Origin of the sequence: Bradyrhizobium sp. 17 (genome assembly GCF_023073515.1) — a bacterium.
Taxonomy (GTDB): Bacteria; Pseudomonadota; Alphaproteobacteria; order Rhizobiales; family Xanthobacteraceae; genus Bradyrhizobium; species Bradyrhizobium canariense_D.
In genome coordinates this window covers 1-12,605 of the sequence record NZ_JADPJQ010000125.1, presented here as the reverse complement: position 1 = coordinate 12,605, position 12,605 = coordinate 1, and the positions used below count along the sequence as shown (strand labels likewise).

Sequence of the window (12,605 nt, the reverse complement as noted above, 5' to 3'; positions counted from 1 at the left end):
CGCTTAGTTCTCCTTGCTCAGCAAGATGTCACCCAGTGCACCGACTTCCGCACGAAATCCCGGCGGCACCAAGATCGTTGCCAATTCGTGCTCGATCACGGTCGGACCGAGCTGCGTCCAGCCCGCGGCGAGATCAGAACGGCTAAATATGGGACAGCCCGGCCACCAACGTCCGCGGAAGCGCAAATCGCGATGCGATGTTGCCGCGACCTTGACCGACGCCTTGGCATCCGTCATCGCATGAGGTTTCGCTTGTCGGCCGAACGTGCGCACCAACAGTTCATTGATAGCTACTGGTGCTCCGGGGTTTGCATAGCCGAATAGCTTTTCATGCTCGGCGTCAAATGCGGCAGTAAAGCCAGCCATTCCGGCATGGCTGCGCAATGCCTCTGTGATATCTACCGGAATGGTGAAGGACTGTGCGGCATAGCGCATTTCGGCGAGGTACAGCTCATCAATTTGTTTGACCTGCCCGCCGGCCGCCTGATTTGCCACCCACGCGCGTCCTGACTTCGCGAGCTCGTCGAAAATGCGACCCATCTTGTCGGCATCCAGATCCATCCCCGTTACGCTACGTACAGCGTCGTGCACCAAGTCGGCCGCTAGACAGCCAAACGCGCAGAACACAGATGAAAGGCGGGGCACGAGGATACGTTTGATTCCCACCTCCTCCGCCAGCAACGGCCCGTGGATGCCGCCTGCACCACCAAAAATCATCAGCGTGAGATCCGCCGGACCAATACCTGCGCGCGCAAGGAATGGGAGCACTTTGGCCAACATATTGCTCGTAGCGATTTCGATGCAGCTTTCGGCTGCAACAATCACATCACCTCCTCCCACCTCCGCGATGGGCTCCATCGCTTTCTCAGCGAGCGCCCGCGACAACGGGAGACGCCCGCCAAGCAATCCAAGCGGCGAGAGGTAGTTGCAAAGGAGATACGCGTCAGTAAGCGTTGGTGCAGTGCCTCCCATATCATAACAGGCAGGACCAGGCTTCGAACCGGCGCTGCGAGGGCCGACTTTCAGCACCTTCCCGTCCAGCCAGATGATAGAACCTCCTCCCGCACCCATTGCCTCGATTGCCGTCACGGGCAACAAGAGCGGAAAATCGCCAACCTCGGCCTGGGCTGTGAGCGTCGGGCGCCCGACCTGCACCAACGACACGTCGGTCGAGGTGCCCCCCATGTCCATGGTCAGAATCTTCTCGTTCTGGGTCCATTCCGCAAGAGTGCGCGCGGCTGTCACACCTGCGGCAGGACCTGATAACAGGGTGTGCACCGGCAACCGACAGGCCTCGGCTCCCGACATGACACCGCCATTCGATTTTGTCACAAGCAAGCGCGCATTCGGCAAGCGGCGACGCAGAAATCCGTCAACCTCTCCGATATAGCCGGCCATGAGCCGCTTTACGTACACGTTCAACAAGGTCAGCACCGCACGTTCGTACTCTGACTGCTGCGGCCAAACCTCATGCGAGGCAACAATATCGAGTTCGGGGAACGCCGCGCGGGCGATCTCCAACAATTGCTCTTCATGAACCGAGTTGCGGTAGCTATGCAAAAGACATACGCCAATGGCGGTTGCACCGCTCTTCTTTGCCTCCGCTACCGCGGCGATGACCGATTCATGGTCCAGCGGAATTTCCACGCTTCCATCACCGCGCAGACGCTCCTTGACTTCAAATACCATGCCCCTCGGCACGAGCGGCGTTGGCCGCCGGCCAAACATATCCATGGAATGATCTAGACGGAGTCGAGCAATATTCAGGATGTCTCGATACCCCTGCGTAGTAATCAACGCGATCGGCGGCTCGGATCGTTCGATAATCGCATTAGTGCCGACCGTCGTACCATGAACGACCAGAACGGAGTCGTTCTTACGCACGCCCTGGCGTTCGAAGATGGCCTCCAACCCTTCGATTACCGACCGAGCGAACTGAGGACGGGACGTCGGGATTTTCTGACCATCGATCTGGCGATAGCCATCAGCCTCGTCGCACCAAACGGCAAAGTCGGTGAAAGTGCCGCCGATATCGATGCCAATCCTTAACATGATGTCTCTATCCTATTAGTGAGCAAGAGCGATCCCTTTACTACGCCGAAGCTGGTGGGCCGCCGGAGGCCAGGCGCATTCGTGCACCTGCCGGTTATTATTCTCGTCGAACACAGCGCTTCCATTGAATTCAACAGCACTACTGTTCCGGACCTTCAAGACGCCCTCGTGCTTCGCCTCATACGGGCACGACCGATCGCAACAGCGATCGCTAGGCCAAACATCTTCAACTTCGGCTGCGACGAGGATTTGCGTCTGCACAAACCGCGCAGGCGTCGCCGACTGCCCAACGGGGGCTTAGGGCTTCTCCGGGCTTCAGCAGACTCCTCAAGGCGCCCTCGTAGTTCGTGATGATCATCTTCTTACTCTCACCCAGCGTATTGCATAGTACTATTACATATCGTGTACAGTTGCGCAATTGGTTTTTTGCCGGAGATTTCCTGCAGTCGCAGCGAGGGGGATCCCTCGGCCAAAGTCACCCTACGTACAAGGCCTGCTTTCGTCAGCTTCTCTTGTCGGCGCGCGCCACGGCCTCTTTTGCGCCAACCTTGTTTCGGCCGCTAATACAGACGATTGGCTCGTCAGCGCTGATGGCAACATGGCGAGCAGCAGTCTACTCTAGAGACCGCATTCGCACCGCACACGGAATCAGCGCCCGATTCCGACTCGGCATCAGCTACGCTTCTGTTGCAGTACGCGATGTATCTTGCTTCAGGCCTGGATGGCAGGTAGCAACGAAACTAACCGCAAAACGTCCGACTAACCAGGGTTGCGCACCTTGCGTTCGCCGGTAGCTGGCGAATTAGCCCCCTATCCGTCCTCCCGCCGATCGCGGCGTATTGAAGGGTGTATCAAACCGACTTCACTTCCCCTTCCGCTTTCAGTTTGCGGAGCGTTCGGCGAAATGCATACACGGTACGCTCGATCTCAGGTGCTCCATGAGCCGCCGATACGAAACCGCCGGGCGTGAAGAAATCAACGCCATGGCTCATCAGGCTCATACGGATCTTCCCTCTCAGTGGGTTCACGTTGCTGGCACCCTTTAGCTTCTCGAACGGAATTTTCAGCGGATCGAAGGTTGCCGGATCGATCGGATCGTTCCAGGGATTGGGATAGATCAGGAAGACCGAAGATTCCCCATAGACGCCCCACGGCACGCTCTCCTCTATCAGTACCTGGCGCAGGGCCGAGCGTAGCTCCGCCGCGGTTCGGTTGGCCTTCTCGGCGAGCTTCTCGTCGCGCACTAGCGATAGCGCCGTAACGGCAGCGGCTGCCGACAATGGATTGGCGTTGTATGTGCCGGGATGGGCAATTCTCTCGTGGTTCTTCGCAGCGCTGGCCGCGTGATCGATGCGGTTTATAATTGCAGCACTGCCAGCCACCGCACCACCTGGCAAGCCGCCCGCCACAATCTTGCCCAGGATGCACAGATCGGGGGTAACTCCGAGCGCCTTCTGCGCGCCGCCGACGGACCAGCGAAATCCGGTGATGACCTCGTCCATTAACATCACGACGCCCTTCTTCGTCGTGACGTCGCGGACCGCCTGAACAAAGCCCGGTGGCAGCGGCACCTGGCCCCACGATGCGCCCGAAGGCTCAAACATCACTGCCGCAATGTCGTCGTGTCGCTCGATCAGCTGCACGATGTTCGATACGTCGTCGGTTGGCGTTAGGATTGTCAAATCGGTAACGCTCTGCGGCACACCTGGTGTGGTCGTTCCATCATAGTGCGAAATTGCGCCGGGGGCGACATGGTCATGCCAACCATGAAAGTGCCCCTTGAAACGCACGATCTTTTCCTTTCCAGTGTATGCACGGGCAAGGCGGATCGCCATGTGTGACGCCTCCGTACCGGACGCCGTGAACCGCACCTTCTCTGCGCACGGGATCAGCTCACACACAAGCTCAGCCCAGCGCACCTCGAGCTCGTGACTCGCCCCATAGTGCGTGCCGAGATCCATCTGGCGCTTGACGGCCTCAACGACCGCCGGATGCGAATGCCCGAGCAGCATGGCGCCGTGGCCACAGAAGTAGTCCACATACTCGTTGCCATCGACATCCCATTTGAGCGGCCCCATGGCACGCCCGACGTGGATTGAATAGGGATCGAGATAGCGGGCGTCATGTGTAATGCCGCTCGGCAGTACCTTAGTAGCGCGTTCAAAGAGCTTGGCGGAGCCCTCGGTCCTGGCTTTGTAGTCAGTGACGATTACAGAATTTGTCAGCTCAGCCGTAGTCATCTTCCTCTCCTCGCTTTATCACTCGCACGCGCGGGGCCAACAGGCACAGCACGATTATCGACTTGAGCGCTTTGTTAGACGACAATCTCGTCAATAGCCGCGCCTTAGATCGATGACGTTCCTGAGGGCTTTCCCCTCCAGGAAGCGTTGGAGGTTGTCTGCGAAGACCTCAAAGATGAATTGCCCGTCGCTCGTTGAAGCTGCCGAGATATGCGGCGTCGCAATCACGTTGGGCATTGTCCAGAGTGGACTTTCGCAAGGCAACGGTTCTGCCTCAAAAACGTCAAGCATCGCCCCCGCGATGTTTCCCAATTCAAGCGCTTCGATCAAGTGCTCTTCCACCAATACATTTCCGCGCCCAATGTTCAGCAGGTAGGCGCTCTGACGCATATTCGTAAAACGCGCACGGTCCATCAATCCTGAGGTCTCTTGGGTCGCAGGTACAGCCATAACAACAAAATCGCATTGGGGCAGCATAGCGTCGAGATCAGACGCACCAAACAATTGATCAACGCAGGCTACTGGATAGGAGACATCCCTCTTCGAGCCGATTACAGTCATGCCGGCAGATTTTGCACGGCGCGCAATCGAGGTGCCGATTGAGCCAAGCCCAACAATACCAACCGTCATTGCGGATAGCGGCTTCACGCGCTGTGGCTTCCATTGTCGAAGTTCCTGGCATTTAAGAAGGCGAGGAAAGTTCCAGTGGAGCATCGTTATCCCACCGATCACATAGTCAGCGATAATCTCTCCGTGGATTCCGCGTGTATTGGTTACAACGACATCGCCAGCGTTTTCTCTCAGTGTCCTCAAGTGATCGACCCCAGCAGCCGTACACTGAAACCAGCGCAACTTTCGAGCATTGGAGAGTTCAGATGGAACATCAAACGCCAGCAGAACGTCAACTTGTGGCAGAACGCCGTGAGCCGTCGCGTCACGTCCAACCAACACCCGCACTGTCGGGAACCGGGTCTCGATCATTGCCCGAATTTCATGGGCCATGGAGTGATCGATTAAAATCGTGATGCGGCCGGCTTCGACCAAAGATGAACCCTGCAAGATCAAAGCTCCTCGGGACAAAAGAACGTGCTTGGGACCTGCTCACCGGCATTGAAATGCCCAGCTGGACGTCATGTCAGCCCGGACGGTGCACCGCTCCTCGGGTGCCATGCGGGGGCCCGAATATCGGCCTCATCTTTATCGCGCCGGCTAGCAATTGATACAACGACGACTATCACGCAGCTGCGTCCAATGCGCCGAACACCGTTTCGGCTGTCGGCTTCGCTTCGAGCAGTTCCTCGAGCAAACTTCTGGACACAACCAACCGGGATTTCTCAGCGAGAAGCAGCGCCTTTGCTACAAGCTGCTCATCTGAGAGGGGATTATCGTAGTCACCCAAGGGGGAAATGACGAGCTCCTCGAAATAGCCATGTGACGAGCGGATGTTCACGCGTGCGGGCACCTTGAGCGGGTACATCGTGTCCAGTTGGGCGCTTACCTTTATCTCAACCGTTTGCGCAACACGGATGACATTTTCATCGCTAAGCAGGTGAGGCTTCAATGGAAGGAGGGCGGACAGGCCATGCGTGAGCGCAACGGCCATCACGAAAGGCAGGCTGAACTGCGCTGAGATCAGGTCTTTGGGCTGGGCAAGGTTCGGCAATGTCGCCGCGCGCGTGAAAGTTTCAATGAAGATCGATTGTATCCGAGCGCCGGAAGGTAGCCGGTCCACGATCTTGCTCGCCGCATCCACCGCACTGTGTAACCACCTGCAGCACGCGTAGCGTTTGAAGTACACTGCGTCGATAAAGAATGGCGGACTCTCGTTGCAGGCCGCCGCTCCCCAATCCCCGTACCTGGCGGGATTCGAGAAGGCCGCATCATAGCCACGGAATCCATCACCGGCGAGTTCAGCGGCCGCGAAGCCAGTGATCACCGACCAAGGGATGCCTTCCTTTACGTGCCCGCCTTGGAAACCAGAATAATCAGCAGCGAGCAGGTTGGGCGCATGCGACTCCGCGATGGTCAGGGCATGACGAGTGCGCTCAGCATCGAAGCCCCTCAACTTCGCGAGCGCCGCGGCCACACCAATGGCTGACCAACGGCCGGTTGCGACCGTCGCTTGGGCGGCGACGCTTCGCGTACTGGCGCAAGCGATACCAACCTGATAACCTGCAACAATTGCGAGCAGCATATCTTGTAGGTCGGCACCCTGTTCTTGTCCCTGTGCCAGGACCGCTGGAATTATCGCGGCGCCCGGATGGCCTGCGGCGGCACGATGTCCGTCATCAAGGTCAAGGATCGATGCCGCACTGGCATTGACGAAAGCGGCGCCGACGGGACAGAATCTCCCCTCGCCAAACCAGACACCGCTCTTTCCTCTGGCATAGGCCCGCTCGACCCAACGATGCGCCAGCACGACTGCCGGCTGCCCCCTCCCAGCGGCGACACAACCGAGAACATCGACCAGACATCGACGAGCTGCATGGAAGGTAGAGTCAGGCACGCCAGCAACTTCTAGGTTGACTACGTAACGCGCCAATTGATCAACTATTTCGTTCATCTTGTTTTCTGATGTGTTTTGAAGTGCTTTAGATTGGAACGGCGCGTTCTGCGGACGCGCTGCCACTACCAGCTCCCGGACTTCCAAGATATTCATTGGGTCAATTGGCCCACCTAATCATTCGGGTGGATAGAGGGTCGCGTGCCGATTCCTGTCTTGCAGGATAAGAACTCAGCTCGCAAGCCGTCGCGCAAAAAGGATCGCCTGCCTCAACGCCAGATCAGAGGTCGACAAGCCGAAGGACACCATGCCGTGCATCGAGCGTTGAGCCTCACGCGCGAGCGGCGGCGAAACTGTCTGACGTGAGCAGAATCCTCAGATCAGAATCCATTCCTGAAAACGCTTGTTAAGCTCAACAAAATGGTCGGCCCAGTATTCGTCATTGACGAACACGTTCTTCGGACTGCTGAAGTCCGGAAGCCAGCGCCGCACCTTCGCGTCAACGACTTGCTCGGTGCCCTTCGTTACGGGGGAAGCACCAAGTCTGGCAGCGATCGAAGCTTGCTGAGCGGGCCGCGTGACGAACTCAAGAAATCGCATCGCAGCTTCCTTCCGCGGACTTCCTCTGAGGACGCTAAAGTATTGCATGTTGTTGATACATTGGTCGAGCGAGATATCAATTGATATACCCGCCTCGTTCGCAGCCTTAACCCGGTTCGCATAAGTGAGGCTATAATCGACCTCATTCGTCTGAACGAGCGACGTTCCTTGGGTGGTTTCTGCGAACCATTTCACGCGCGACTTGATTCGATCGAGCGCTTTGAAGGCACGATCTATATCTAGTGGGTACAGCTGGCTTGGCGCGACGCCATCGGCAACCAACGCGATTTCCAACGCCCCAGCCCCGAGCGAACTTTGAATTGCGCGACGGCCAGGGAAATTCTTGACGTCCCAGAACTGGGAGAAGTCCCTGGGTGGCTGTTTCGTTCGGTTTGGGTCATAGCCAATGCCGCCCGAATAAATGGCTGTGGGCACGGCAAACGAAGGCGGATTGCGAACAAACCGCGACGGATCAATTAGCTTGGTGTCGATCTGCTCCCAGAGCCCTTCCTTCGCGGCTCCATAGACCTTCGTACCGGGCCCATCGAACACATCCCACTGGACGTTGCCAGTTTCAACTTGAGCTTTGACCTTAGCAAGATCAAGACCATAGATAGGTTCGACAGAAATTCCAGTTTCAGCCGTGAACGGCTTTATCCAGAACTCCTTCATAAAGTCGCCATAGCTCCCGCCGTACGTCGCGAATGAAATAGTCGTAGCAGCGCGAGCTCGATGAGGTAGAACGAAGGGGGCCGCCAGAGACAATGTCGCTCCGAACCTCACCGCGCCAGCCAAGACATCTCGACGGTTCATAAGTGCCTCCCTCTCTTTACAGTACGACATATTGCTTCGTAATATTTCATATCGAATACCACATTGCAAGTCTCTTTAGTTGGCCGCCACTTCGCAGCGTGGTCAGCGAGGGGTCTCCGAAGCTTAAGGGACAAACAAGCCACACTTGGCCCGGATGAAGCAGGTTTGCAGTAATTGGGCTAACAAGCAGCATAACCGTGATGGGGCCGAATGCTCTCCGCTGACTGGCTCTTTGTTCGAAGCGAGGCATGAATCGCCAACTCAGATCCGCGCTAGACCGCTCGGTGGGGCCTGAGCGCGCCGCTGGCCGCCGGTTCAACGCGTGAATAAGCGACCCGGCGCTCACGTCGCTAGCCTAGCCAACGTGTGACCTGCACTGCGTATTTCGTTCAGATGGAGTTAGAGTCCGGTCCGTAGCCAGACAGAACTTTGCACCACCCAGAGCTAAAGTTTTTCGCTCCAGAGCTAGAGTTTTGCGCTGTTGTTTTGAGCTGCTGCCGGTTTGATGGACACCGAGATTGGGTGTTTCATGAAGCCGGAGGTTGTTATGCAGAGACGGAAGTTTAATCGAGAGTTAAAGGTCGAGGCGGTCAAGCTTGTCAGGGAACGAGGGGTGTCGGTGGCGCAAGCCGGCCGTGACTTGGGCGTTCATGAGAACGTGCTGCGAGGAGTTCGGCTCCGACCCGGTGCAGGCCTTCCCCAGCCATGGACAGATGAAGCCTGAGCAATTGGAGATCGAACGGCTGCGGCGCGAGGTCACTAAGCTGAAGGCGGAGCGGGACATCCTAAAAAACTGTCCAGGGCCGTGGCACGCCTGCGCGGTGTAGAAACAGCCTTGTGCTATCCTCTGCGGCTGGGAGGGTAGCGGCCGTCAGCTTATTGGAGGCGCAATCCCCGTTAAAAAACGTGGTCCATGGGTGCATGCGGACTTGAGAGTGGTGCTCCGGCGACGATCCCGGTTAGGAAGATGACGATTGGCATAACCCAGACCCTCCTGCTCACGATTGAACGGAGGATGCTATGCCTAAGACGACGACTGATAACCGCCCGGAGTTGAAGCCGGTCAACCTCGGGGCCGCAGCCATCGACATCGGTCGAAGATGCACATGGCCGCGGTGAACCCGGCCAGCGCTGACATCCCGGTGCGTATGTTCGGCACCTTCACATCAGACCTGTATGATCTGGCCGACTGGTTTAAGGCTTGCGGAGTGACCAGTGTTGCGATGGAATAGACCGGGGGTCTACTGGATCCCGGTCTACGAGATCCTGGAGCAACGCGGCTTTGATGTCATTTTGGTCAATGCGCGGTACGCCAAGAATGTGCCTGGACGCAAAACCGATGTGAGTGACGCCGCGTGGTTGCGCCAGCTTCACTCCTACGGCCTGTTGCGTGGCAGCTTCCGACCTGATGCCGAGATTGCGACCCTGCGCGCCTGTCTGCGCCAGCGAGAGCGGCTAGTGGAATATGCCGCTGCTCACATCCAGCATATGCAGAAGGCCCTGATGGAGATGAACCTACAACTCCATCACGTTGTATCGGATATCACTGGCGCGACGGGCATGCGGATTATCCGGGCCATTGTTGGAGGCGAGCGCAATCTCGATGTGTTGGCAACCTACCGGGAAGTCCGGTGCCATTCTTCGGTCGAGACCATCCGCGCGGCACTGGTGGGCAACGACCGGGAGGAGCATGTCTTCGCCTTAGCCCAATCGCTGGAACTCTACGACGTCTATCAGGCCAAAATGCTGGATTGTGATCGCAAGCTCGAAATCCTGATCGCTGCATTGAGCCTCAAAGGGGCAAAGCCGGTCGGAAAGCTATCGAAGCCACGCATCAAGACCAAACAGGTCAACACGCCCACCTTCGATGTCAGAACCGCGCTGTAGGGCGTCCTCGGCGTCGATCTGACCGAGATCCATGGGTTGGGTCCGTCACTCGCACTCAAGCTCATCGGCGAGTGCGGAACGGACCTGAAGGCAGGGCCGAGCGCCAAGCATTTCACTTCCTGGCTCTGCCTCGCACCAGGCAACAAAATCTCCGGCGGCAAGGTACTGTCTTCACGCACACGCAGATCGTCCAGTCGGGCGGCCGCGCTGTTGCGGCTGGCCGCCACTACGGTTGGACGAAGCGATACGGCGCTGGGAGCATTCTATCGTCGCTGTCCTTACGTGCTGGGAAGGCGAAGGCGGTGACAGCGACCGCCCGCAAGATCGCGGTCTTATTCTACAATACCCTCCGGCACGGTATGAGCTACAAGGACCTGGGCGCGGACCACTATGAGCAGCAATATCGTAGTCGTGTCCTCGCCAACCTTCAACGCCGGGCCAAATCGCTGCGGTTCGTCTTGCAGGCCCTTCCGGGAGGCGCCAATCCGGCTGTTTCTTAGGAAGGCCGCGGCCTTCTTCGCGAAGGAAGCGACATGAAGTTTGTCTTCATTGCGAAGCACCGGAACATCTGGCCGGTGGCATGGCTATGCAATGCGATGGGCGTGTCCCGGTCGGGCTTCCATGCTTGGCTAAACCGATCGCCCAGCGCCAGATCCCGAAGCGACGGGAGCGTAGGCCGGCAGGTGAAGGCCAGCTTCCTTGCCAGCGACCGGACCTACGGCGCACGGCGGGTCTGGCGTGACCTGCTGGCGGATGGCGTCGAATGTGGTCTGCACCGGATCGAACGGCTGATGCGCTTGCAGGCCTTGCGGACGCGGCCAGGCGCCGACGCCTGCCGAAGGACGAAGGCGATCGCCAGATCACGAGTAAGCGCTTAGCCGCAACCCTATTGAGGCTGCTTGACGTTTTGCGGAATCGCCACGGCATGAGGTCTTCGATGCGGCTATGGGGATGGCCGTCGATGATCGTCTCGAGTGTTTCGGCGATGTAGGCGGCCGGGTTGACGTCGTTGAGCTTGCAGGTGGCGACGAGCGACGCAAGCAAGGCCCAGTTTTCAGCCCCGACCTCATGTCCGGCGAAGAGCGCATTTTTTCTGGTCAGGCAGACTGGCCGGATGGCGTTCTCGACCGGGTTCGTGTCGAGCTCGAGGCGCCCGTCTTCGAGGAAGCGGGTCAGCCCCTGCCAGTGATTGAGCGCGTAGCGGATGTCCTCGGCGAGCGTCGAACCGCTGGAGATCATCGACAGCTGTTTCTCGAACCAAGTCTTTAACGCGGCGATTATGGGCAGCGAGTGCTCCCTGCGCGCGGCCAGCCGGATGTCCGGCGATGAGCCGCGCACCATGGCTTCGATGGCGTAAAGCTGTGCGATGTGCCGAACGGCGGCCTCGGCGATCGGCGATTTGCTGTTACGGGCCAATTTGACGAAGCGCCGGCGCAAATGGCTCCAGCAATGCACGAGCGTCCACGGCCCTTGCGGTCGACCGACTTCGGTCAGCCGGTCATAACCGTCATAGGCGTCGCATTGCAGGAAGTGTCCGCAAAAGCCATCCAGGAACTGCTCCGCAAAGGCACCGCTGCGACCGGGGGCATATCGGAACAGCACGATCGGCGGACTTGGGCCGCTGTGGCCGCGGTCGTCGGAGACGATCGCCCAGAAGTACCCCTTCTTCGTGTGGCCTCGCCCGGGATCGAGCACCGGCGCCGTGGTTTCGTCCATGAACAGACGATCCGCCATGGCCAGGCGCTGGCGCATGTGGTCCGCGATAGGCTGAAGATGGAAGCAGGCGCGGCCGGACCAGTTGCCCAGTGTCGCCCGATCAAGTCGGATGCCCTGGCGCGCATAGATCTCGGCTTGGCGGTAAAACGGCGTATGGTCGCCAAACTTGGAGACGATCACGTGCGCAATCGCCGCTTCGGTCGGCAGCCCGCTGGGCACCACGTGCTCCGGTGCGTGCGCCTGCACGACAGGGCCCGAGCAATGGCGACAGATGTATTTCGGGCGGCGCGTGATCAGCACCCGCCATTGCACCGGGATCACGTCGAGGCGCTGGCTGACGTCCTCGCCGATCTTCGTCATGGCGCCGCAACCGCACGGACAGAGCGTGCTCGCAGGCTCGATGATCCGTTCCACCCGCGGCAAATGGGCAGGCAGGCAGCCGCGATTGCGATGAGAACCTTGATCCGGCGCGCTCCGCGATCGGCCCTTGATCACAGCCTCGGCTCTCTCCTGCGCCGCGTCCAGGATGCCTTGCGCGATCTCCACGTCTTCCAGCGGCAAGTGATACTGATCTGGCCGCAGCTTCTCGGACGTCGCGCCAAACTTGTCGCGTCGCAATTCGCCGAGGATGACCTCCAGCCGACGCCGCGCTTCTTCCGACGCCGCCAGCGCCCCCTGATGCTCGCTTAAGGCCGCCTGCGTTTGCGCCCAAAAGCGCTTTCAGTTGTTCATTTTCGTCGCGCAGCGCCGCGATGCTCATGCGCTATTTCGAGCACATCGCCGCCGCGCGTGCC

8 protein-coding genes and 3 pseudogenes are annotated in these 12,605 nt (G+C 58.7%); 5 read left to right on the top strand and 6 right to left on the bottom strand.

Annotated elements, in window-relative coordinates; translation table 11 throughout:
• Positions 1-3: 3 nt before the first annotated feature.
• The 5 genes from IVB13_RS33600 to IVB13_RS33580 form a co-directional block, all read right to left on the bottom strand.
• Positions 4-2,052 (bottom strand): hydantoinase/oxoprolinase family protein, encoded by a 2,049-nt coding sequence (locus tag IVB13_RS33600; RefSeq protein ID WP_247491451.1) that lies wholly within the window; start codon positions 2,050-2,052, stop codon positions 4-6.
• Between the two features lie 851 nt (positions 2,053-2,903).
• Entirely contained in the window at positions 2,904-4,292 is a 1,389-nt protein-coding gene (locus tag IVB13_RS33595; RefSeq protein WP_247491449.1) for an aspartate aminotransferase family protein, read from the bottom strand.
• Between the two features lie 90 nt (positions 4,293-4,382).
• On the bottom strand, positions 4,383-5,351 hold the full coding sequence (locus tag IVB13_RS33590; RefSeq protein WP_247361442.1) for a D-2-hydroxyacid dehydrogenase: 969 nt from the start codon (positions 5,349-5,351) through the stop codon (positions 4,383-4,385).
• A gap of 175 nt (positions 5,352-5,526) precedes the next feature.
• Positions 5,527-6,921, bottom strand: a complete 1,395-nt coding sequence (locus IVB13_RS33585; RefSeq protein ID WP_247361444.1) for an MmgE/PrpD family protein — start codon at positions 6,919-6,921, stop codon at positions 5,527-5,529.
• 249 nt (positions 6,922-7,170) lie between these two features.
• Positions 7,171-8,208, bottom strand: a complete 1,038-nt coding sequence (locus tag IVB13_RS33580; RefSeq protein WP_247491446.1) for an ABC transporter substrate-binding protein — start codon at positions 8,206-8,208, stop codon at positions 7,171-7,173.
• A 547-nt stretch (positions 8,209-8,755) separates the two neighbouring features.
• Between IVB13_RS33580 and IVB13_RS33575 the strand changes: the two are divergent.
• The 5 genes and pseudogenes from IVB13_RS33575 to IVB13_RS33560 form a co-directional block, all read left to right on the top strand.
• Positions 8,756-8,999, top strand: a pseudogene (locus IVB13_RS33575) (transposase); the annotation flags it as partial.
• 315 nt (positions 9,000-9,314) lie between these two features.
• Complete coding sequence (locus IVB13_RS40245; RefSeq protein WP_256467705.1) at positions 9,315-9,440, top strand: hypothetical protein; 126 nt, start codon at positions 9,315-9,317, stop codon at positions 9,438-9,440.
• Positions 9,424-10,095, top strand: a complete 672-nt coding sequence (locus IVB13_RS33570; protein WP_247491444.1) for a transposase — start codon at positions 9,424-9,426, stop codon at positions 10,093-10,095. Before IVB13_RS40245 ends, IVB13_RS33570 begins: the two co-directional genes overlap by 17 nt.
• 36 nt (positions 10,096-10,131) lie before the next feature.
• Entirely contained in the window at positions 10,132-10,401 is a 270-nt protein-coding gene (locus IVB13_RS33565; protein WP_247491442.1) for an IS110 family transposase, read from the top strand.
• A gap of 194 nt (positions 10,402-10,595) precedes the next feature.
• Positions 10,596-10,951: pseudogene (locus IVB13_RS33560) on the top strand (IS3 family transposase); the annotation flags it as partial.
• A gap of 53 nt (positions 10,952-11,004) precedes the next feature.
• On the opposite strand, the pseudogene IVB13_RS33555 reads toward IVB13_RS33560, so the two are convergent.
• A pseudogene (locus IVB13_RS33555) lies at positions 11,005-12,480 on the bottom strand (IS66 family transposase); the annotation flags it as partial.
• Between the last annotated feature and the right edge of the window lie 125 nt (positions 12,481-12,605).

Coding starts and splice junctions, on each gene's coding strand:
- IVB13_RS33600 (WP_247491451.1), bottom strand. CDS start 2,052: ATGTTAAGGATTGGCATCGATATCGGCGGCACTTTCACCGACTTTGCC.
- IVB13_RS33595 (WP_247491449.1), bottom strand. CDS start 4,292: ATGACTACGGCTGAGCTGACAAATTCTGTAATCGTCACTGACTACAAA.
- IVB13_RS33580 (WP_247491446.1), bottom strand. CDS start 8,208: ATGAACCGTCGAGATGTCTTGGCTGGCGCGGTGAGGTTCGGAGCGACA.
- IVB13_RS40245 (WP_256467705.1), top strand. CDS start 9,315: ATGGCCGCGGTGAACCCGGCCAGCGCTGACATCCCGGTGCGTATGTTC.